24 protein-coding genes are annotated in these 22,891 nt (G+C 40.7%); 5 read left to right on the top strand and 19 right to left on the bottom strand.

Annotated features, from left to right (window positions below; all coding sequences use genetic code 11):
• Positions 1-55 precede the first annotated feature (55 nt).
• The 5 genes from ABOA58_RS05205 to ABOA58_RS05185 all read right to left on the bottom strand — a co-directional run bounded on the left by ABOA58_RS05205 (position 56) and on the right by ABOA58_RS05185 (position 4,207).
• Entirely contained in the window at positions 56-517 is a 462-nt protein-coding gene (locus ABOA58_RS05205; protein WP_350301498.1) for a carboxymuconolactone decarboxylase family protein, read from the bottom strand.
• Between the two features lie 83 nt (positions 518-600).
• Positions 601-1,470 carry an RNA polymerase sigma-70 factor gene (locus ABOA58_RS05200; RefSeq protein ID WP_350301497.1) on the bottom strand — a complete coding sequence of 290 codons (870 nt, stop codon included), beginning with the start codon at positions 1,468-1,470 and terminating at the stop codon, positions 601-603.
• 259 nt (positions 1,471-1,729) lie between these two features.
• Positions 1,730-2,434 (bottom strand): hypothetical protein, encoded by a 705-nt coding sequence (locus ABOA58_RS05195; protein WP_350301496.1) that lies wholly within the window; start codon positions 2,432-2,434, stop codon positions 1,730-1,732.
• Between the two features lie 320 nt (positions 2,435-2,754).
• Positions 2,755-2,931, bottom strand: coding sequence for a hypothetical protein (locus ABOA58_RS05190; RefSeq protein ID WP_214786801.1), 177 nt, complete (start codon positions 2,929-2,931; stop codon positions 2,755-2,757).
• 379 nt (positions 2,932-3,310) lie between these two features.
• A complete protein-coding gene (locus ABOA58_RS05185; protein WP_350301495.1) occupies positions 3,311-4,207 on the bottom strand; it encodes a LysR family transcriptional regulator in 897 nt (298 codons plus the stop codon).
• Positions 4,208-4,341: 134 nt separating this feature from the next.
• Between ABOA58_RS05185 and ABOA58_RS05180 the strand changes: the two genes are divergently transcribed.
• Both ABOA58_RS05180 and ABOA58_RS05175 read left to right on the top strand, forming a co-directional pair.
• Positions 4,342-5,307: a DMT family transporter gene (locus tag ABOA58_RS05180; protein WP_350301494.1), complete on the top strand. Its 966-nt coding sequence runs from the start codon at positions 4,342-4,344 to the stop codon at positions 5,305-5,307.
• A gap of 33 nt (positions 5,308-5,340) precedes the next feature.
• On the top strand, positions 5,341-5,484 hold the full coding sequence (locus ABOA58_RS05175; protein WP_350301493.1) for a YrzO family protein: 144 nt from the start codon (positions 5,341-5,343) through the stop codon (positions 5,482-5,484).
• Positions 5,485-5,757: 273 nt separating this feature from the next.
• Here ABOA58_RS05175 and ABOA58_RS05170 read toward each other — a convergent pair whose 3' ends face one another.
• From ABOA58_RS05170 to ABOA58_RS05105, 14 genes are all read right to left on the bottom strand, one after another.
• Positions 5,758-5,997: a hypothetical protein gene (locus ABOA58_RS05170; RefSeq protein WP_350301492.1), complete on the bottom strand. Its 240-nt coding sequence runs from the start codon at positions 5,995-5,997 to the stop codon at positions 5,758-5,760.
• 670 nt (positions 5,998-6,667) lie between these two features.
• The gene (locus ABOA58_RS05165) at positions 6,668-6,826 is read right to left on the bottom strand and encodes a hypothetical protein (RefSeq protein WP_350301491.1); all 159 of its coding nucleotides are present in this window, start codon (positions 6,824-6,826) and stop codon (positions 6,668-6,670) included.
• A 29-nt stretch (positions 6,827-6,855) separates the two neighbouring features.
• Positions 6,856-7,482 (bottom strand): class I SAM-dependent methyltransferase, encoded by a 627-nt coding sequence (locus ABOA58_RS05160; RefSeq protein ID WP_350301490.1) that lies wholly within the window; start codon positions 7,480-7,482, stop codon positions 6,856-6,858.
• 45 nt (positions 7,483-7,527) lie between these two features.
• Positions 7,528-8,433, bottom strand: coding sequence for an NAD(P)/FAD-dependent oxidoreductase (locus tag ABOA58_RS05155; protein ID WP_350301489.1), 906 nt, complete (start codon positions 8,431-8,433; stop codon positions 7,528-7,530).
• 66 nt (positions 8,434-8,499) lie between these two features.
• Positions 8,500-8,913, bottom strand: coding sequence for an RrF2 family transcriptional regulator (locus tag ABOA58_RS05150; protein WP_348963479.1), 414 nt, complete (start codon positions 8,911-8,913; stop codon positions 8,500-8,502).
• A gap of 346 nt (positions 8,914-9,259) precedes the next feature.
• Entirely contained in the window at positions 9,260-11,164 is a 1,905-nt protein-coding gene (locus tag ABOA58_RS05145) for an endonuclease MutS2 (protein ID WP_350301488.1), read from the bottom strand.
• A gap of 683 nt (positions 11,165-11,847) precedes the next feature.
• Positions 11,848-12,042 carry a hypothetical protein gene (locus tag ABOA58_RS05140; RefSeq protein WP_127778047.1) on the bottom strand — a complete coding sequence of 65 codons (195 nt, stop codon included), beginning with the start codon at positions 12,040-12,042 and terminating at the stop codon, positions 11,848-11,850.
• A 156-nt stretch (positions 12,043-12,198) separates the two neighbouring features.
• Positions 12,199-13,917 carry an adenine deaminase C-terminal domain-containing protein gene (locus ABOA58_RS05135; RefSeq protein ID WP_350301487.1) on the bottom strand — a complete coding sequence of 573 codons (1,719 nt, stop codon included), beginning with the start codon at positions 13,915-13,917 and terminating at the stop codon, positions 12,199-12,201.
• Positions 13,918-13,933: 16 nt separating this feature from the next.
• Positions 13,934-14,998 (bottom strand): ABC transporter ATP-binding protein, encoded by a 1,065-nt coding sequence (locus tag ABOA58_RS05130; protein WP_350301486.1) that lies wholly within the window; start codon positions 14,996-14,998, stop codon positions 13,934-13,936.
• A 15-nt stretch (positions 14,999-15,013) separates the two neighbouring features.
• Positions 15,014-15,802 carry an ABC transporter permease gene (locus ABOA58_RS05125; RefSeq protein ID WP_350301485.1) on the bottom strand — a complete coding sequence of 263 codons (789 nt, stop codon included), beginning with the start codon at positions 15,800-15,802 and terminating at the stop codon, positions 15,014-15,016.
• 6 nt (positions 15,803-15,808) lie between these two features.
• Positions 15,809-16,633 (bottom strand): ABC transporter permease, encoded by an 825-nt coding sequence (locus ABOA58_RS05120; protein WP_101224383.1) that lies wholly within the window; start codon positions 16,631-16,633, stop codon positions 15,809-15,811.
• Between the two features lie 24 nt (positions 16,634-16,657).
• Complete coding sequence (locus ABOA58_RS05115) at positions 16,658-17,587, bottom strand: nucleoside hydrolase (RefSeq protein ID WP_350301484.1); 930 nt, start codon at positions 17,585-17,587, stop codon at positions 16,658-16,660.
• A 22-nt stretch (positions 17,588-17,609) separates the two neighbouring features.
• Positions 17,610-18,647 (bottom strand): ABC transporter substrate-binding protein, encoded by a 1,038-nt coding sequence (locus ABOA58_RS05110; protein WP_350302800.1) that lies wholly within the window; start codon positions 18,645-18,647, stop codon positions 17,610-17,612.
• A 192-nt stretch (positions 18,648-18,839) separates the two neighbouring features.
• Complete coding sequence (locus tag ABOA58_RS05105) at positions 18,840-19,190, bottom strand: DUF2294 domain-containing protein (RefSeq protein WP_105718871.1); 351 nt, start codon at positions 19,188-19,190, stop codon at positions 18,840-18,842.
• A 360-nt stretch (positions 19,191-19,550) separates the two neighbouring features.
• Between ABOA58_RS05105 and ABOA58_RS05100 the strand changes: the two genes are divergently transcribed.
• From ABOA58_RS05100 to ABOA58_RS05090, 3 genes are all read left to right on the top strand, one after another.
• Positions 19,551-21,086, top strand: coding sequence for a maltose/glucose-specific PTS transporter subunit IIC (locus tag ABOA58_RS05100; protein WP_350301483.1), 1,536 nt, complete (start codon positions 19,551-19,553; stop codon positions 21,084-21,086).
• Between the two features lie 31 nt (positions 21,087-21,117).
• Positions 21,118-21,810 (top strand): N-acetylmannosamine-6-phosphate 2-epimerase, encoded by a 693-nt coding sequence (locus ABOA58_RS05095; protein ID WP_350301482.1) that lies wholly within the window; start codon positions 21,118-21,120, stop codon positions 21,808-21,810.
• A gap of 153 nt (positions 21,811-21,963) precedes the next feature.
• Positions 21,964-22,806 (top strand): MurR/RpiR family transcriptional regulator, encoded by an 843-nt coding sequence (locus tag ABOA58_RS05090; RefSeq protein WP_350301481.1) that lies wholly within the window; start codon positions 21,964-21,966, stop codon positions 22,804-22,806.
• The last annotated feature ends 85 nt before the right edge of the window (positions 22,807-22,891 follow it).

Genomic DNA, 22,891 nt, shown 5'->3' with positions numbered 1-22,891 from the left:
GTCTGAATAAAAAGCAAAACCCCTCGTAGCCATACAAGGGGTTTTAATAACAAAATCATTTTTCCATTACAGGCTTATAGTCCCCTGGTATGTTTTGGGCTGAAATGGCCAATCGGTTCCAGCCATTGATCGTGATGATTATGGTAACGAGATCGATATATTGTTTCTCATCAAAATGAAGGCGGACCCTCTCATACAGTTCATCCGGTACACCGTTTGCAGAAATGGCCGTGACCGCTTCCGTCAATTCCAGCGCTGCCCTTTCCGAATCAGAATAAAATGGTGTTTCACGCCAAGCACTCAAACAGTAAATTCTTTGTTCCGTTTCACCCATTGCCCGGGCATCCTTTGTATGCATATCCAAGCAGTACGCACAGCCATTGATTTGAGACGCGCGAATTTTAATCAATTCGATTAATGTGCTATCGATTTCCGTTGTTTTCTTGTACTCCTCCAAACCCATCATTAATTTGACCACTTCACGATTTGTCTTCATGTAGTTAATCCGTTGTTCCATGTCTATCTCCTCCATAATCTTTTTAGTTTCCACTTATAAGACAATATAGCGGTTTGATTTGTGACATCCAAAAAAGAGGGCCCTCAATCTATTACAGGAATATGATTTAATTTATCGGGATTGGTGACAATAAAGATTTTGCGGATATTTTTTTGTTTTGGATCTAATTCAAAGCAGATGACTTTGATAGGCTTTCCTTCTTTCATTTGCAAAATTCCTTCCTGACCATTGACCATCACCGGAAGGAGCTCTCCTATGAAGCCTCCTTTAGCAGAAACTCCTTTAAGAAAGGAGGATACGCGCTGTTTGTTTACAATTGGATTTAATGCAGAAAGCACTTTTCCTCCGCCGTCAGTAACAAGCACGACATCTTCTGTAAGGAGATCCAAAAACTCCTCAAAGTTTCCTGTCGCAGATGCTTTTATGAATTTTTTTGCCAAAAGATCAACATGTTTCGTATCCTCAGGATGGACGGGCCTATCATTCTGTAATTTCCGCTTAGCACGGCTGTAGATCTTTCTGCAGTTCACTTCATTCTTTTCCAGCATCTCGGCGATATCTTCATAGCTGTAAGTGAATGCTTCCCTAAGCACGAAAACCGCTCTTTCAACAGGTGAAAGCTGTTCCAGCAAAACGAGGAAGGCATATGCAACCGTTTCATCCGTTACGACCTTATCTAGAGGCTGATCTTTTTCGTTTACCCGAGGTTCTGGCAACCAAGGACCTGTGTAAACCTCTCTTCTCTTACGGGCTGACTTTAAAAAATTCAAACAGCGATTTGTCGTGATTTTCGCAAGATATGCTTTCATGTCCTTAATTTCGTCGGTATCAAGCTTAAGCTGCAGGAATAAATCATGAACGATATCTTCTGCGTCGGTAACCGATCCGAGCATCCTGTATGCGATGGAAAAAAGAAAAGGTCGATATGTCTTATATAATGTATCCAACTCCACTTGCTTCACCTATTTTCTATCAAATTCGTTTTCGAAATCCTATCACTAATTATTCTCTAACCCAATCATTTATCCTTCTTAATCTGAATAAAGCAGACAATCCTATCATAGAAAAAAGAGCAGCAAAAGAGCTGCTCTCAGACTGTAGACAAACTAGCTTCCTACCGTTCAACAGGATTCCTTCTTATGCCCCGCTTTTTGGACAAATATATTACCATTCTCTGTTAAAATGGTGTACCCAATTTCGGATACTCATTTATCAAGGTGCTTCATACCATACGATATCATCAAACATTTTTACAACTCGCGGTATGAAGCCTTCTTCATATTCTTCCGGGTATTGAACGATCGCATAGTAAACGCGGTCGCCATGTTGAAAAACCGACACTGTACCCAATATGGAATAATTACTGCCCTTCTGACTAATGTCAAATTCCACCTCAGACCAATCAAATCGGTTAGGCGAATTATCAGATCGCTGTTTTATCTCAAAGTCGTTGCTTATCACAACTTCCCTCGCAAACTCCGCCTGTTCTTCTATTGTCGCATTCGTACCCTCACTTTTGGAAAATATCTGAACTTTGGCGTCCTCATTTCTCTTGCCTGCAAAATTTGCAAAAACAATCATTGCATCTCCTTCACCAGAACTAGCCTCTTCAACGACCATGTCATCCACGATGTAGGTTGAGAATCCCAATGCCTGACTATGATGAAGCGTGAATTGGAATGATTCTTCCATACCTTCTAATATGATCATATCTGTTTTCGTATTTGGCCGATCTTTTGCCGGATCATCGACCGATTCACCTGGAGTATCTTCATCTTGCCCGTCGGTTTGCTTAGGATTATCATTTGGCTTTTCTGAAATTGGCGGAGATTCCTCATTTCCCTCCTGGACTTCTTTACAAGCACTAAGTCCTGTTACCAAAAAAACGGCTGCCAAAATCAACAATATCTTTTTCATTGGAACCCTCTTTTCATGTGTTTTAACAAATTATTATACGGTCCCATATGTAAAAAAGTTACACTGTGCTTCATTGAAGTATCAGACTTTATCGTCTTAAAAACGATTGATACTCCACTCTTTCCGAAAAGGAAAATATGAAATTGATTCACTTTGATGCGTCTATATCTTTATTTAAGTAAACTATTCGATAGATAGTTTGAATAGGAGTGCTTGAATGTATGATAATGTAAAGAACCGCACGTTCAAAAGGCCGCCAATTGGCGGCCTTCATAACTTCCCTTGCCTTATATGTACTAATTGAAAAATATATGTTTTGGTTAAGATCCAATGCTATGTTCTACTGCAGTATCCCAATTGGGAAAATAATACAATGCATTCTTCATTAACTCCGGATCTGACTTCTTTACCTCTTTCTTTCGAGGTGGCTTCCCTTCTTTTTCTACTAATTCAGAAATTTGATTCACGACTTCTTCAACACTCATATTTACTTCCATCTCTGTTCCCTCCTTCTTGTTATTATTTATATTTTTTCCCAATTGATGAAAAGTAATACAATTTTTCTATAGCTAAACTACCAGTTTAGTTTAAGAAGGTTATTTGAATGTATGAAAATTGAAATGATCGTACAGACAAAAAGCCAACGAAATCGTTGGCTTTTGTCTAAATAATTCACAAATACTTTTCCAAGTTAACGTTAGAAAATAAACGACAAGCATAAGGAAACCGAAGCAATAATAAATACCCTACTATGCTATATCGCTGTCCCAGTATCCCCATGTTTTACTTCTTATGAATAGTTTCGCAGCCTAATAATCGACGGTTTCAGCGATCCTCTATCATTCTATATAAAGCGATATGCTGCTCCCCCTTCCTTCATATCAGCTCAGGAGTAGTTCCAGGATTTTGCTTAGATCGGCTTTCATGATGAGCTTCAATCGTTTGCAAGAAGCTTTGCATCGAGTTTGTCATATAAGCATCTTTACGGTGGATGAAGACAGTCGAGATATTGCGGTATTCTTCCGGAATTGCATGCACGTACACTTTTTCATTGGCTGTTAGGTGATTTACCGCTGATTGTGGAACGAGGGTAATGCCAAGGCCGAGTGTTACGCTGGTTAAGATCGTTTCCAATACATTGAACTCCATGATCCTTTTGGGCATCACTTCTTCTTCCCTCAGCCATTGTTCCAGTTTGGAGCGATAGCCACACCCCTGACTGAATACTAAAAATGGTTCTGTTATGATTTCTTCAAGGTTAAATGTTTCATTTCTTGTAACTAATACAAGTTTTTCTGTACATACATCGTATGGCTGAATGAGCGGATGTTTAATCGGTCCTGTAACAAAAGCGCCATCCAGCCTGTGTTCAATGACATCCTTAATCAGGTCTTCTGTTAACCCCGCCTTTATGGATAAATCGACATTTGGATACTGTTTATGATAAGAAGCTAGAATCTTGGGAAGATCGCTGACCGTTTCAACTGTACCGATGTTCAATATCCCTGTAGGTCTTTCACTATCCAGGAATACTTGCTTGAGTTCTTCCACATCAAGCAAAATTTTGTTTACATACTCCAGCATTTTTCTGGCCTCTGCAGTTAAAGACATGCCGCGTTTATGCCTATTGAATAAAGGCGTCCGTAACTCCTGCTCTAAATGCTTAATCCTCGCCGTTACATTGGATTGGACGTAATTCAACTCAACAGCCGCCTTACTTACGCTGCCATATTTAGCGACGCACTGGAATATTTGCAAATCCCGCATTTCCATAAAAGTGACCCCCTTTCTCAACTATCATTAATAATGATGATTATATTCATTTTAAGTCATTTTACATGATAATGACTTTATCATAAGGTGTGTATAGGAATTTAATCAATCATTATTTTTGAGGGGAAGCTTTTATGAAAAAAAATCAAGTTTTAATCGGTGCACTTTTATGTTTGACAGCCAGCATTTCTTGGGGAGCGATGTTTCCAGTTGCAGAAAGGGCACTAATGTATATTGATCCTTTTTATTTCTCTTTTTTGCGATATTTAGCTGTTAGCGTAATTTTAGGGATATTACTTTTAATTAAAGAGGGTAAGAAGTCATTTAGCCTTGAAGGGAAAGGAAAGAAATTATTGTTTTTTGGAACGATGGCGTTCACTGTATACAACTTTCTCATTTTCGCAGGTCAAGACTTACTGGGACATAACGGGGTAATTGTTGCTTCCATCATGGAATCATTAATGCCCATGATTTCAATTTTAATTCTGTGGGTTTTCAAAAATGCCAGGCCCATGAAATATACCATTGCCAGCATGTTCATTGCCTTGATAGGGGCCTTTCTTGTCATTACCAATGGCAATATATCATTCGTATTTTTATTGAAAGATAGCCTCATCCCTATCCTTTTCATCCTCATCGGGGTTATAGGCTGGGTTATATATACGATGGGCGGCAACCAATTTAATGGATGGTCAACACTTCGCTATTCGACTTTAACGTGCATCTTAGGAACTGCAGTATCAGCCATCATAACATTCCTCGCAACTGCAATGGGCCTTTCTGTCCCTACAGCAGAGGTTATGCAATCCATTTATGGCGAGATGATTTTCATGATTATTTTCCCTGGTGCCATAGCCCTTTTAAGCTGGAATTTAGGCATTAAACTTTTAACGCCGATCAATGGAATCCTATTTATCAATTTAGTTCCAATAACCACGTTGATCATCGTTTTTATCCAAGGAAAACCACTATCATCATTCGAATTACTGGGAACTTTTTTAGTCATATATGCATTGATTCAAAACAATTATTATCAAAGAAAAAACTTGCCTTCCCAAGTTGAGAAATTGAATCCAAGGAAATTGAAAAGAATCATTTAATTAAAGGTACAAAACATCAATAGGAGGGCAACGATGGATTTATTAACGCTTATACTAATCTTTGGATTAGCCGTACTATGGGAATTGGCAACGATTAATAAGAATGTGAAAAAGATGAATGAGCAAAATGCAGAATTAATTAATCTATATCATGAAAGAAGTAAAAGAACTCAATAAAAGAGAATTTTGGCAATACAATGTAAAAAAGCCTCTCATTTAGAGAGGCTTCAAACTGTAGACATAGACAACTTGAACGTGATTTCCACTCCAGGCACTCGCTTTCCGCGGGCGGTCCGGGAGCCTCCTCGACGCCTTTGCGCCTGCGGGGTCTCCCTTGGACGCGCTTTTCCCGCAGGAGTCTCGTACCTTCCGTTCCAATCTACTTTTTTAAATTTAGATCTAATAACTGAAACCTTTTAGAGAGGCTTTTTTGCATTTTTGATGATCGTACTATTCACCAAGCTTCTTCCGAATATCCGCTGCTACATTCTTTAACGCCTTTTTTGATCCCCGCTCTAAGTCGTGGTTTATTTTCCGTTCTTTGTAGCTGACAAATAAAGAATTGAGATCATAGCCTTCAGGATATAAATCGACGGCCTTTATTTCAAGCTCGAGCTTATTGGCATGAACCTCCTTGAAGGTATCTCGAAAAACAATGGCCTGTATCAATTCTGAATTTGTACTGTTCATTTTTGGAACCCACCAACTAAAAAAAATATTTATTGTAGAAAAAAGGATATTTTTTATTGTTGGCAAAACCACTTGATAAAAGAGATAAGAGGCCTAATAATGGTTGGATAGACTTTTATTAATTTAAAGGATGATTGATCAAAAATGAAAAAATCAATCAAATATATTGTCCTATTTCTCTGGGTAGTATTATTTTTATATTTCTTTGATATGTATATGCCCAAAGGTATTTATTACTTTGTTGTAGGAATTCCAGTACTTTTTCTAAGTGCAATTTTTATTTTAAAGATGTTTGATCATTCAAAAGATGTAAGAAGCTAAATATTTTGGTGATACTAACAACCTTTTTCGAAATGTTGTTAGTACCCTTTATTATTTTATCGTTCATCTCTAATTGATTTTGTTGTTTCTTCATTTGTTGAATATTTTCAAATTTAATAGTTATTAAACTTAAAATTCCCTCTTTACATTTTTTAATTGTTTAATACCTTTCATATCTGCGTCTATAGCCTAATTCTCTTTCTCCACACGAGAAATTAAGACAAAATTAAGGGTATGAGCCCTGTTAAAACAGAACTCATACCCTGCCGATGTCATTTTTTCACAACCGCTTTATTACAATTTCATGAGTCATCAGGATTTGGTTTTTCCGTTCAAAATCCACCCTTGTTTATTCACCAAGCTTCTTCCGGATATCCGCTGCTACGTTCTTTAGCGCCTTTTTCGATCCCCGTTCTAAGTCATGGTTCAATTTCCTTTCCTTGTAGCCGACAAATAAAGAATCGAGAGCAAATAGAAAAGAGCATGTGTTGAAAAAATGCTTGATCAAAACATGCCCTTTTTATGGATAAAGCCATTCTAGTCCTTTTGACATTTTACCATTATAAATTTAAATGGAGGTTTATTTTCCATATTCTTATGGGGCTCAACAATTTCCGAAAACTCTATCAGCCCATATTTTCCAAATTCTTGTTTAATCGAGTCAGGATCATAAAAAAACATTTTCATCCCTTCCATTATCTCGAAATAGTCTTTACCCAGTTGTTTGCCCTTACCGAACATTGGGGCTTCTTTTGAAATAGTAGTAAAAATCATATATCCGTTTGGCTTTAACTGATTATAGCAAGCTTTAATAAACTTCTCTCTCTCACGATTATTCAATAAGTGAATAAGAGCATAACAAAATATCCCATCATAAAGTTTATTATCAAAAGGCATATCGGTTACTGAACCATGAAAAATATTAAGATTAAGCCCATTTTTACTTGCCAATTCAATCGCTGTTTTTGAAATTTCGATACCTGTTACATGTATTCCGTTGTCAGTAAAAACCTTGGCATTTCTTCCATATCCAATACCTGGAATCAATATATCCTTAACTTTCTTTTCAAGGAAAAAGTCCTTTGTCAAGATTGCGGAGTCTGAAGGTTCAAATCCCCACATCATTTGATTGTCTATAAAACTTGATTCCCAGATTTCCGTCATACTTCATTCTCCTTTACAAATGGTCTCTTTCTTTAAAAAAGGATTTTATGCTTCCAAAAGAAATGCAGCTTCAACTAAATCCATGATGACTCCAGCCGCCGCTTTATTGCCCTCCGCCGCCGCAATCACCAGTTGGGAAGGCGTGCTAAGTGATGTATCTCCGCATGCATATACTCCTTCAACAGTTGTTCGTCCAAATGAATCCACTTTAATCCCGCCGTTTGGAGTGATATCACAGCCGAGCTGCTCCGCAAAAGGAGCAGACTGCACCAAGTCTGTCACCACAATCCCTGCTTCCCTTTTGATTTCCTGTCCGCTTTGCAGCCGGATCGATGTCAGCTTCCCTCCTTTCGATTTAAGACTTTCAACCTTTTCTTCCACGACTGTTACGTGCTGCCTAGCCAAGATATCCTTCTCCTCATCAAGCACGTGATAGCCATTTGTAAACACCATTACATCACTGCTCCAGTTTGACAGCAGTTTTCCCATATGAAAAGCCCGTTCATTTTCTGCAATCACCGCCAATGCTTGGCCCCGCATTTCCCAGCCGTCACAAAACGGACAGCCAAAAACACTCGTTCCGTACACACTCTGAATACCTGGAATCTCCGGCAAAACATCCCGAAGACCTGTTGCGAGAAGCACTTTTTTCGCCATGTAATCCGTTCCGCCTTTCGTTTGAATTCGGAACACACCACGGGCTTTTTCAATAATCTCCACCCGCTCCTCCTTAATGGAGACAGACGGATATTTTTGGACATCCGTTCTTGCCCGCTTCTTGAACTCTGAAGGCTTTACCCCATCCTGTGTGATAAATCCGTGCGACTCCTGCGTCACCTGGTTTCGGGGTTTATCCTCATCAAACAAAATTGTTTTCCGTCCAGCACGCCCCATGACCAACGCGGCATTCAGTCCAGCAGGTCCTCCGCCAATAATTACACAATCCAACACATGAAACACTCCTTCTTTATAAAATCTATTATAGACCCTTAATATCCTTAATTTGTGTAAAAAAATTTATTTTTCTTTTTTTGTCTCCTTACTCTGCTCCGCAATGCTCTGAATGGTCCGTCCAGCCAGTTCTTTCTTCATGTTGCCTTCCGCCTCGATCATCACGCGCTCAATTAAACAATCGCTTTCTTCATGGTCAAACGCACAGTTGAACAGCACCGACTGACCCTCCACCGCTTCAATAACATCCAGAAACGAAATGTCCTGCGCGCGGCGTGAAATACTGTAGCCGCCTTTTGCCCCTGGCACTGATTCAATTAATCCAGCCTTCACAAGCTTCGTCAAAATCTTCGACAAGTACGTCGGAGACAAATCCTGCATACACGCCAGCTGATCCACGCTTACCGTCTGACCTTTTGGTTCCATCGTTAAATGCACCATTGTATGTAGTGCATAATTGGTTGCCTTTGAATACTTCATTGATGCACCTCATAATTAAAACTATTACAGACTTTTAATATCCGTAATTGATTGTAACTCAAGCTGCAAAAAACCGCAAACTTTTTTCCTCACCTAACAATGATCATACTGCTAAAATTTTTTCTTGTAATACTATTTAAACAACAGTACTCTCATATTATGTATCCCTTTTTAGAACGGGTTTATCCACACGAGAAAGTAATCAAAAAAGGGTATGAGCCCTGCTAATACAGAACTCATACCCTGCCGATGTCTAACTTTTTGGGTGGAACACGGTTATTACAACCGCTATTACAATTTCATTAATTATCAGGATTTGTTTTTCCCTTTCAAAATCCAACCCTGTTTATTCACCAAGCTTCTTCCGAATATCCGCTGCTACATTCTTTAACGCCTTTTTCGATCCCCGCACTAAGTCGTGGTTCATTTTCCGTTCTTTGTAGCTGACAAATAAAGAATTGAGATCATAGCCTTCAGGATATAAATCGACGGCCTTTATTTCAAGCTCGAGCTTATTGGCATGAACTTCCTTGAAGGTATCTTCGAAAAGGACGACGACATTATTGTAGGAATCCTTTTTCTTATAAACGATCGCATATCCATTCAGTTCGCTTACCTTCACTTTATCACCGACTTCATATTCATAAGATGCTTCTTTGGGAACGGCTGCTGGCTTCGCTTTTTTGATTTTACCTTCCGGGACACGCTCCAAGTCGTAGTCTTTATTTTCGATATAGAGCTTTGCCTTTTGCAGAACCTTTTCACGGACATTCATTTTTTTAGCTATCCAAAGGGCATTGCTTTCCCCGGATTGACCGATCAACAGCTTGTATTTTGGCTCAAGTGTTTCACTGTTGAATTGCATGGCCGCATTCATGAAATCACTGTGTATTTCCGAATAGCGCTTGATTTCACCATAGTGGGTCGTCGCAACGGTTATGCAGCCCCTCTGATAAAATTCCTCAAGTATGCTAATCGCTAAAGCAGCTCCTTCATTCGGTTCCGTTCCGCTCCCGATTTCATCGAACAGCAGCAAGGAGTTATTGGTTATTGCCCCCATGATTTCCGAGATGTTTTTCATATGTGATGAAAACGTGCTCAGTGCATTTTCCATGCTTTGATTATCACCGATATCGACGAATACCTGGTCAAAGACGGCAAGCTCCGTCCCCTCTTTCCCTGCAACATGCAGCCCTGACATGACAGCCAATGTAAGGATGCCGATCGTTTTCAGGACGACAGTTTTCCCCCCGGCATTAGGGCCTGTAATAATCAAGCTGCGATAGTCCTTACCGATTTCAAAATCCAAAGGTACGCTGTCTTGCGGCAATAGTGGATGTTTACAGCCCGTTAATTTAATATAACCGTGATTATTGATTTTCGGTTCGATGGCATCCATGCTTTTACTGAACTTGGCTTTTGCGAAGATCATGTCATATTGACTGATCAACTCGATGTTTATCTTGATCGGTTTCAGCTGTTCGAAAACCGTTCCGGATAATGTGGCCAAAAGTTGATACTCTTCCATCGATTCCTCCGCTTTTAAACTTGCCAATTCTACATTCAATTTCGTAACAGAGGCAGGTTCAATGAACACGGTAGCCCCTTTTGCCGATACTTCCACGATCGTTCCGGCCACTTGATTTTTATAGGAGGCTTTGATCGGGATGGTGTAGCGATCATCCTTTTTACTGATGAAAAATTCCTGAATGAACTCTTTATTGGCTCCGCTCTTCAAGAACTTATTCAGCCGTTCCTCTATTTTACCTTCTGTCTTGATGATTTGGTTCCTGATCCGTTTCAGGTCCTTGCTTGCTTCGGAAGCGACTGCATTTCCCTTTATGGTGAATTGGATTTCCTCTTCAATGCTCCTGAATTCAGTCATGGAGCGGGCATAGGAATGCAGTGTCGGTGCAAAGAACTCTTTATCGGTCATGAATTTCTTGATATTCCTGCAGCCTCTTAAGAAGTCCGCTATCGCCACTAACTCTGACGGCTCCAAAATCATACCTTTTTCCAGCTTGTCGATATGGAGGCCAATATGTGAAATGCCTTTTAAGGGAATATGGCTTTCCGCATTCAGTAAATTCCTTGCCTCCGTAGTCTCGTTCAAACGATTTTTAACGACCTTCAAATTGCTGCTCGGCTTAAGCTGATCCAATAATGCTTTTCCTAAACCGCTTACGCAATGGTTTTTGACCATTTCCTTGAGTTGGATATATTGTAATTTTTCATAAGTCATTGTATTCATCTAATGATCCTCCTTGAATGAGTGAGTGATTAAAATTCCCGAATCCAAAAAATGCCCGCAATGGTCCCCCTACCTTTACAAATGAACAAGCCATTTGAGTAGAAAGCTCCTGCGGGCATCGGCCTTATCTATAGATAAGTACCTAAAATCGATAACAAATTGGGCAGCTCGAATAGACCTGCGTACACAAAAAAGCATGATAGGACAAATCCCACCATGCTTTTCGCCGTAACACCTGCATGTTACACGATTTATGGAAAAGGAAGCAGTCTTAAGGTAGGTATTCACAATGCAGAATTGCACTGTGAAAAAAGGCATACTTAATCCACTGACATATCAGTGATTAAATACCTTATTCAACTAAATTAGTTGATACCTACTCCCGACATAAAACACCACACCTTTTCTTAGATTGGAATTAACATACCATATCAGTAAGAAAGAGTCAATTCATTTTTTGCCATTTTCCAAAGTTTTATTAAAAGAGGTGATGTGATGGATCATTCTATTCAAGAAAAAAAATGCATCCAGTTCAAGATTTTCACGCTTCAGTATTTTGATTGTCTGAATATTTACTTTAAAATCGGGGTATGTTATCCTTATATTGACATAAACTAAAAACAGCCTCATGCGCTAACATGAGGCTGACAACTAGCAAGAGTGGTTGGTCACAACTAACTTAATTAATCGTCAGAAGAAGAACCATTGCCATCTTGGGAGGATGAGTGGTTCTTTTTCCGTTTCTTGGCGAACATAGACAGGATAAGACTGGTTGCTACAGCAACAAATATCTCTTTACCCATATCTGTAATCAAGTTCAATAAGAAATGAATCAAGCGGTCACCTCCTTTCCAATCTATCATTAGATGGAAAAGCAAAGCGTGACCTACCACTCTATCCTCAGTTGTCCCTCTATTTTATCATATATTTACCTTAATGGTAATTATTTGAAAATAAACAAGTCCAGCTAACATTTGACGCCAGGTAAGTCATTAAGAAAAGGGGATTATCCATTGGATAATCCCCTTTTCGGTTTAAGCTTCATCACTCATTATGAGAGGGACTGTTTTCCCTTTGTTCACGTTGATCAATCCATGGTCGGTTATTTTCAGAGCCGGGCTGACAGGAAGCGATAAGGTGCTTAATGACATGATGACATTATAATGTTCGTAGCCTAACGATTTAAGTGCATCTGTCAGGTGCTGAACCTGCTTTGATACGATGTCCATCGTCTCTTCGGAAAGAATCCCTCCTACCGGAAGAGGAATCATCGATAAGACCTTGCCACCTTCAACACAGCAGACTCCCCCTTGCTTCCTAATCACTTCGTTAGCGGCAATCATCATATCCTGCTTATTATGGCCAATCACCAGAAGGTTATGGTTATCATGCGAATAGGTTGTGGCGACAGCTCCACGCTTCAATACATCGCCGGTGATCAACCCGTGCGCCCGATTACCGTTTTTCCCGTATCGTTCGAATGTGGCGATTAAACCATAAGGGCTTTCTTCCCAGCCTAATTGACCATTCTTCCCTTCGATACGATCATGGGTTTCAGATGTGAAAGTAGAACCGTTCTGCACGTTTATGATCCGGCACATGCTGCTTTCAAGCCTATCCGGGATCGTGATGTTAAAATCGTTTTCGGTAAGTTCCGCAAGCTTCACACTTTGATAGAAATGCTCAGGAAATTGTTCTTCCTTCACTTCTTGTACATATGGACGTGAAGATTCATAAACTAGCTCACCATTTTTGTATACTTGTTCAATTTCAAATGTTTCCAAGTCCGATAGCAGCACGAAGTCTGCCGTTTTTCCAGGTGCAATGGCGCCGCGGTCATACATCCTCATCCGCTGTGCAGGTGTATAGGTGCATGCATAAATGGCTTTTTCCGGAGTCATCCCCATTTGGATTGCTTTCTTTAAAAGGACATTAAGATGTCCCCTTTTTTGGAAAGAGTCGGTCATGACATCATCGGTGACAAAGCAGAAATGTTCATCCACCTGATTTTCCTTCAAGTAATTCATCACTTCTTCAGTCATTGATTTCTCTTGAATCTCAATGAACATCCCGGCAGCGATCCTCGCATCCATCCCTTCCACGGTCTGGTGTGTATGATCTGAATTCACTCCGGCATTTATAATCTTTTGCAAGTCCAAGTCGAGCAGCTTTGGAACATGCCCCTCTATGATCAGATCAGGATAACGGGAACGGATATGGGACAAGATCTTATTCGTTTTGCAATCCGGGTCGGTTATGACCTCATAGTAATTCATAATCTCGCCGAGACATATAATGTCCTCCGTTTGCATCAATTCGTCAATATCATCTATTTCGATCGAACCGCCTGTTGTTTCCATCGATGTGGCTGGAACGGAACTCGGGATGGCATAAAACATATCCGCTACGCAATCTTGACTTGCTTTGATCATTTCCTTCACACCGGAAATGCCGAAAACATTGGCCATTTCATGCGGTTCCGGCACGATCGTCGTCACGCCATTTTTGATTAACCCGTAGGAAAAAGTCGCAGGCGTCACCATTGTACTTTCAATGTGGAGATGGATATCGATCAGACCTGGAACCATATACTTCCCCTGTCCATCGACGATTCGATCCGGCTCGAAGGCATCCAATTCACGTTCTCCAATATAATAGAACTTTCCATCCTTGATGGCTGCATTCCCTTTAATGAATCTTTTAAAATAGCTGTTAAACACGTTGATATCTCTTACAAGCATATCCATTCGCATAACTTACCCTCCTAAGCTAGTCAACAAGCACCATCTGGTTTCTCGGAATTTCAAGGATGATTTCCTGACCCGTCCGATAGGATTCCGCCATTTCCTTGTTCACAGTGAAATCCCCTATTGGCGTTTCAACGACATATTGATAGCTTCTTCCAAGATAGGTACTTACCTTGACTCGGCCAGATAAACTATTTTCCTGAACAGTTCCCGTGTTATCTTTTTCCCTGATCAACAGATCGTCCGGCCTGATGGCGCCTATTTTTCCCGTTGAATTGGTCATCTGCGGATCCTTGTGCAGCACAAATGAGTATCCAGATTTGTTCAGTTCGATTTTACCGTCATGATCCGTCCGCTTATCGAAGTCAATGAAGTTCTTGAAGCCGATGAAGTCAGCGACAAACTTGGTTTCAGGATATTTGTAAATGGTCGCAGGATCACTAAGCTGTTCGATGATCCCTTTATTCATGATCGCCACCTGGTCGGATATCGAAAAGCATTCTTCCTGGTCATGCGAAACATATACCGTCGTAATCCCCAGCTCTTGTTGGATACGGCGAATCTCGACTCTCATATTCACCCTTAAGTTGGCATCAAGATTACTCAATGGCTCGTCAAATAAGAGGATGTCCGGCTCAATCACCAGCGCCCTGGCAATCGCGACCCGCTGCTTTTGCCCTCCGGAAAGCTCTTGGGGATATCGCTTTTCAAAACCTTTCAAATTAACGATTTCGAGCACATTCATTACTTTTTTTTCGATTTCACTTTTTGAATTCTTTCTCAGACGGAGACCGAATGCAATATTATCGAATATCGACAAATGCGGAAATAATGCATAGTTTTGGAACACAAAGCCAAAATTCCGCTTGTTGACGGGCACTTTCGTATAGTCCTTTTCCTTGAATAAAAACTTCCCTTCGTTCGCCTGTAAAAACCCGGCAATTAAACGCAGGGTCGTCGTTTTCCCACAGCCGCTCGGGCCAAGTAGGGATACAAGCTTCCCTTTTTCAATCTCGAGATTGAAATCTTTTAATATATTCTGTTTGTTATATGCTACAGATATATCTTGTAAAGTGAATAAAGCCACCCATCATTACCTCCTTTATCGTTTTGTGAAATAAGACAATCCCATGAGCCGTTCTACTATAAACATGAAGAAAGCCGTTATGAACATGAGCAATACGGAAATGGCCGAAATGGTAGGATCGAAGTAGTTCTCCACATACGTCAGCATCTGAATCGGAAACGTACTTACCCCAGGGCCTGTCATATAAACGGAAATGTCGACATTATTGAAGGATTCCAAGAAGGCGATCATGACTGCCGCCAGAATTCCTGATTTTATGTTCGGGAGGACGACTGTAAAGAATGTGCCCAATTTACTGGCTCCGAGACTCTCCGCCGCTTCTTCGATGGAAAAGTCAAAGTTTGATAAGCTTGAAGAAATCACACGGATGATGAACGGCAGCATGATAACAGTATGTCCCACAAACAGGGCCGCATAAATCGGTAGCTGATAAGTCCCCACAATATAACGTAAAAACGCAAAACCAAGCACAATTCCCGGTATTAATATAGGAGAAACGAAAAAGGCATTTATCACGCTTTTCCCTTTGAAATCAAACCGGCTTAATGCATAGGCAGCCGGCACTCCCAGTAACAGTGCCAAGAGGTTGCCTCCCAGTGAAACAAGGATGGACGTTTTAAAAGCGACCAAAAACATTTCCACGTTAAAAATATTTTCGTACCATCTTAAAGAAAACTCTTCTGGCGGGAACTTCAAAATATTTCCGCCTTCAAATGACGTAACGGATATGATAAGCAAAGGCCCTAGTAAAAAAAGGAACACTAGGAATGTAAACAGGGCCAATCCTCGATTTTTTTCCTGCATACACCTCTACCCCTTTGGATTTAATTTTTTTGCCAAACCATTCATGATCGATATGATAAGAACTGTCACGGCAATCATTATCGTAGCGACAATCGATGCCACTTGCCATTCGTTCAATGTAATTGCGTTTTGATAAAGAAATGTCGAAATGACCCGCTGTTTCCCGCCTAATAAAGCAGGCGTTGTATAGGCTGTGAAGCTTCCTACAAAAACAAGGATGCTGCCAATGACCAAGCCTGGAACCGAAAGCGGAATGATCACCTTTGAGAATACTGCCAATCTTGATGCTCCAAGGCTCTCCGCCGCTTTTAATAAGTCAGTCTCGATGTTCTCCATCACACCCACCAGCGTCACAATGATCAATGGCAGGAATAAATGGACCAACCCGATGATGATGGCAGTTGGCGTGTACAAAATATCAAGCGGCTTTTCAATCAAGCCCATGCCCATAAGCAATTTATTCACCACACCGTTTTTACCGATGATCACCATCCAGCTGAATGAACGAACAACAGGACTTGTTAATAGCGGAAAGATCGTCAGCAAAAGCATGATGGCTTTTTTTCGTTGTTTCAGTTTTGAAATATAATAAGCTGCTGGAAATCCTAATAGAATGCAAATGATTGTCGTGAACAGACTCACCCTAAGTGTCGTCAGCAGAATTTCAATAAAGTATCGGTCTTGGAAAAAATCGAGATATCCTTGTATGGAAAAACCGCCGCTTTCATTAAAAAAGGTTGTGCCAATCGTCATTAGGATCGGAATGATCATGAAAATCGTTAAAAATAGAACGCCTGGTAACAGCAACAGGTATAGATAGCGTTTCTTCACCTCGGAACCCCCTGTTCGTATTATTTATGAATTGATTATGCGAATGAACAGGTCGAAAAACGCTTCCGCATCGACGTCCAGACAAACATGCGCATTTGGCTGCTTCATCAGCCTATTTTGAAAGTCGCAAACCATCTGTCCGTCACAAAGCTCGCTTTTTGTTTCAACATCCACATAATATTCTTCTCTGGTGACAAGATCTTCTTGCAAAGCAATGGCTACAGCTAATGGATCATGCATCGCACATGCCCATATACCGTTACGTTCAAAATACCTTTTCCGATAATCTGATGTACTTTGCCTTATATAGTCAGCAAGTTCATGGTTTTGAATCAATTGGATATGCTCTTCACCCAAAAGAACCTTTCTCGTGACATCAAGACCAACTTGCGTGATGGATGCGAATCCCGCCTGTAATACGATTTTGGCTGCTTCAGGATCGACATACGTGTTATATTCAGAGGTTGGCGTCACATTGCCAACCCCTTTGATAACTCCGCCCATGAAAATGACTTCTTTAACAAGCTTGGTGATTTGCGGACATTTTTTCACCGCCAATGCCAAATTCGTAAGAGGTCCCGTCATGACAAGCGTCACTTCACCAGGAAAATTCAAAATGGAATTGATGATGAAATCAGAAGCAAATCCATCATCAGGCTGTTTTTTGACCGGCACATCCTTCAAGGCTCCGCCAATCCCGTCTTCGCCATGGATCCGGTGTTCAAAAAAGGGCCTCCTGATAATTGGGCTATCTGCCCCCTTTATGACTGAAATGTCCTGTTCACTCAATAAATCCAATATTTTGCATGTATTCAATGTGGCCGTATCAAGTGATACATTCCCGTTGACTGTTGTGACCGCCAATATGTCGAATTGACGGCTTTTAACAGCAAGAATGATCCCGATCGCATCATCTATTCCAGTATCCACATCAAGAATCATTTTTTTCTTCATCAAGCACACCTCATCTCTTTCCTTAGTGTGTAAGCTCACGATTCCAACGATCGATCCATTGTTTAGAGTTTTCATTAACATACTTCATGTCCAATACACGCAGGCTGTCAATGACTTCATCTCCATAGGTTAAGCCTTTCGCTTCCGTTTTAGAGAGCTTGACTTCCGTATTGACAGGAGAATCCACTTTCGCTTTTGCTGATTTTTCCTGAACTTCCTTGCTTAAGATGTAATTCATGAATTCGCCGGCCAATTCTTTTTGATCGCTGGCTTTAACAATATTCACCGTATTCATCACTGCGTAGCCGCCTTCTTCTGGGGAAATGAACTTAGCATTAGGAACGGCTTCCTGTAAATCGCCAAAATACATTTCCATGATCGGGCCTGCAGCGATTTCCCCTTGCGAGAACATGTTGACGAACTCTGATGTTTGCCCATATTCCTTAACCGCATTCGGCATGATCTTTTTCATTTGATCGAAGGCTTTATCTTCATTGAACTCTTTACTTCCGCTAACTTTTGAAGCGGCATCCAAAAACATCGGTCCAGTTGTCGATGTGATGGATGGGATCGTGATCTTCCCTGCCAAATCCTTGCTCCAAAGATCTTTCCAAGAAGTGATCGGTTTACTCAATTCATCAGGATTATAGGCAATTCCAAATTGTGCAATGGTATAGGCTGGTCCAAACTCCTCGCCATTCGGTGCTTTTGCTTTGTCGTATATATTATCAATATTCGGAATTTTGCTGTAGTCAACTTTCTCAAATAACCCTTCATCGATGCCCTGCTGTGCATAGTAGTCGGATAAATAGATAACATCCACATCGCTATTCGCTTGGCGTACTTTGTTCAATCGATCTGCATTATTTCCTGAATCAACTACAATCTCTACATTATGCTTCTTTTCAAATGGCTCATAGACTTCAGGACGGAAGAAATCATCGGCGAATCCCCAAGTGGAAACGACTAATTTGGCTGGTTTTTCCTTTCCATTGTCCTTTGAAGAGCATGCAGCTAAAACTAATGTGAAAAGTGATAACATCATCAATATTTTTTTCATCATCCAAACCTCCAAGTTCATATTGTTTAAAATTTCCTTTTTACTGATTTACATGTAAAAAAAGACAATCTTAAATAGAATTGAAATTCTACCCAAGATTGTCTTTTCTTTGTAAACAAAGATAAAACTTATCATTTGGTTCTCTAGTGGCGTCCCCTCCAGATAAATCCGAAGGGAAATCCATTTATATGATTATATATTTTTTTCCTTCAATACTATATTGGTGAATGCCAGCTGCGTCGCTGAGTCATAATCCCTCAGGACAGCTTCGATATCCCAATTCGTTTGCGTTTCCAACTTTTGTTTCAGTTTCTTTTTATAAAGCAGGGACATATGGAAGTCAACCTCCTGCTTCAGGCTGGGAACTTCCCCTTCTAAAGCTTCAGAGCGCGGGGCACGTCGATGTTTGGCCTGAAATGTAATCACATTCTGCTCAACAGTAACCTTCAGCAGCGTCGTACCAAAGCCGAACAATTCCTTCGATACCTCATTATACATATGAGAAAGCAATTTCTTCGTTTCGTTAGCGTTTATCGGTAAGATGACTATCACCTGCCAAACTATCGTTTGAGGTAATTATATATACTTTTTCTTGATTGCACAAGATAATATTCGGATTTTGGATAAAAAAAATGTTTTTTCTTATTAAATAGTACGTTTACTCACCAATACACGAATTATAAAAATAAGCAATAAAGATTTCAATATATTCATATAACTTTTTATTCAATCCAGCACCTTCTATTAATGAAAACTTTTTCAGAGAAATAAGCACAAGATTGAAAACAGTTGATATAACCTTTCATCGCATTGAAAACGCTCTCACGGGGATTTAATATAGCTAGTATAGAGCGATAAAAAATAAAGAGTATCAAAGGCTCGTTAAATGAGGGAGGAATCATTATGAAGAAAGCTTTTGAGAAAGCGCAGCAGTTCGGTAAATCTTTTATGCTCCCGATTGCCGTTTTGCCAGCGGCCGGTTTATTGCTGGGAATTGGCGGTGCTCTTTCCAATCCAAATACAGTTGAGGCCTATCCATTTTTAGACTTTGCTTGGCTGCAGGCCATTTTCACGATCATGAGTTCTGCAGGAAGCATCGTATTCGGCAACTTGCCGGTTATTTTTGCCGTAGGTGTTGCAGTAGGCTTGGCACGGTCGGATAAAGGGACCGCTGCATTGGCAGCCATGATCGGCTACTTCGTCATGAACAGTTCAATAAATGCACTGCTTCAAATAAACGGGGAACTTGCCAAAGAGAATTTGGCAGGTGCCGGACAAGGAATGGCGGTCGGGATCCAGACTCTGGAGACCGGTGTGTTTGGCGGTATCGTAGTAGGTATCGTTGCCGCACTTTTGCACAATAAATATAATAAAATTCAGCTTCCGCAAGTGTTAGGGTTTTTCGGGGGTTCACGTTTCATTCCGATCATCGTTTCCTTCGCGTCCATCTTGGTTGGAGCCGTGCTTTTTATCGTATGGCCTTATTTCCAACTTTTCATAAACCAATTAGGTGCGCTGGTAACGAGCACAGGTACGATCGGGACTTTCTTTTACGGATTCATATTACGGATGCTCGGGCCGTTAGGGCTGCACCATATTTTCTACCTTCCCTTCTGGCAGACAGCTTTAGGCGGAACGATGGAGATTAAAGGGCAGCTTGTCAGCGGGACCCAGAATATCTTCTTTGCACAATTGGCCGACCCAACTACCGTCAAGTATTATGAGGGTGTTTCCCGGTTCATGTCGGGACGGTTCATCACGATGATGTTTGGTCTGCCTGGCGCGGCATTGGCCATTTATCATTGCGCTAAACCTAAAAATAAGAAAGTCGTGGCCGGTTTGCTTCTTTCAGCTGCCTTGACCTCTTTCTTAACAGGCATCACCGAACCGCTTGAATTCAGTTTCTTATTTGTCGCACCGATCCTTTATGTTTTTCATGCCTTGTTTGACGGACTTGCCTTCATGATGGCAGATATATTCAATATAACGATCGGCCAAACCTTTTCTGGAGGATTTATTGATTTTACTTTATTCGGGATACTCCAGGGCATCAGTAAAACAAACTGGTTGTATGTACTTCTCGTCGGCATTCCGTGGTTTTTCCTATACTACTTCACTTTTAAATTCTTGATCAGGAAGAAGAATTTGAAAGTGGTCGGACGTGAAGATGATGAACAGGCCGCTGTTACACAAGTAACGGCATCAGAGAGAACCCAGACCATCGTCAATGGATTAGGCGGACAGGATAATATCGATATAGTCGATTGCTGTGCAACCCGTCTTCGTGTCACGGTAAAGGATGAATCATTGGTGAAAGAAGACGTCATTAAACAAACCGGTTCAAAAGGCGTCGTAAAAAAAGGAAATGGCATTCAAATAGTTTACGGTCCCCAAGTGACGATCATCAAAAATGAAGTGGAAGAATACTTGGGTCATTGAGAACATAGATAACGATAAGGACGTGTTAAACATGCAACAAGTGCTGGATAAAATTCACAAAGGCTTAATTGTATCATGTCAGGCATTGGAGAATGAGCCGCTGCACAGCCCTTTTATTATGGGACGCATGGCCATTGCTGCCAAAGAAGGCGGTGCGAAGTGCATTCGCGCAAACTCTGTAGCTGACATAATGGAAATCAAGAAAAATGTGGACCTTCCAGTCATAGGGATCATTAAACAGGTGTATGGACAAAACGATGTCTATATCACTCCCACCATGGCCGAAATTGATGCATTGATGGAAACCAAAGCCGAAATCATTGCGACGGATGCTACATCCCGGGTAAGGCCGGACGGTAAAACGCTAAAGCAGTTTTACAGTGAAATAAGAGCAAAATATCCGGATGTTCTACTAATGGCGGATGTATCCACCATTGAGGAAGCCAAATACGCTGACGATTTAGGATTCGACATTGTGGCGCCCACTTTATACGGGTATACGAACGAAACTCTCGGCCAGAAAATATATCAGGATGACTATGCTGTCCTCAAAGAAATAGTAAAAGCAGTGAACAAAGCTAAAGTGATCGCGGAAGGAAATGTCATTACACCAGAAATCGCCCGCTCTGTATTGGATATGAATGTCCATGCTGTAGTGGTGGGCGGTGCCATTACCAGGCCGCAGCAAATCACCAAAAGATTCGTGGACGCTATCCAAGAATAGAAAATGGCACATAGTAATGAAAAGACCCAGACTGGCAATAGTTTGGGTCTTTTGTTCGATTCAAATTGCTGCAAACGTTCCTCCGGTTATTGACGTCCCTAATGGATACATTAAACTATAAATACAGATAAGAAATCCGAAATGGGTGATCACATGGAATATCTAGCAGAAAACCTCATATATGGCATAGAGTGCAGCATGGACAAGTTCACCAAAACAGAAGAAGAATTGGCCAATTATATTCTGCAGCGCCCTGAAGAAGTAAGTCAGTTAACCATCAGTCAAATAGCTAAAAAGCTTCATATTTCACCTGCAACCATTACGCGTTTCTGCCAGAAATTAGCCTTTTCTGGGTTTAATGAGTTCAGGCATGAGTTAAAAAGGTTCGTGGATCTCCGAAATACGCCGAAAAACATGAAGAACATCAAGCAGGTGGATTATTTCGCTAAACTGTATCAAGATCACTTAGGTATCATCGATAATACCTTTCATATAACGACATATGACAATATCCAAAAAGCTGTATCTTTCCTTACAAAGGCAAATAAGATTCATGTATATGGAATAGGGAGTTCAGGTATAGCGGCCCAGGAGTTCAAGTCCAAGTTTTTTCGTATCGGCTTAACTGTCGAAACCATTACAGACCCCCATCAGTCCATGATGGATGCAGCTTTAAGTAACGAGAATAGTGTTGTCATCGGCATTTCCATTTCCGGAACGACGAAAGAAGTAATTTCTGCAGTTAAAATCGCAAAGAAGCAAGGCGCACGCATCTTGGTCTTTACTGGAGATAAGAATTCCGAGCTCTCACAGCTTGGCGATCTATCACTATTGGTCACAAGTAAAAACAGCATGCATATGGGACAAAACATCTCTCCATTGCTTCCGCTGCTTTTACTTTTTGATTTAATATATACAGAGTTGGTAGCTAAAGATTATAAAAACAGGATTAGCATCAGGGAAAAAACTTTAAAGGTATTAACCGAGAACGACTGACTTTTGGCCGATCCGTTAATAAAAGTACATTGAAGTTATCAGTTTGCTTGTTTAGCTGAATCTGAGCGAAAGTCCTTTGTTATTC

It is taken from the genome of Peribacillus frigoritolerans (assembly GCF_040250305.1).
In the GTDB taxonomy this organism is placed as follows: domain Bacteria; phylum Bacillota; class Bacilli; order Bacillales; family DSM-1321; genus Peribacillus.
Note: the sequence above shows the minus strand (reverse complement) of the source record. Positions and strands in the feature narration are given on the sequence as shown.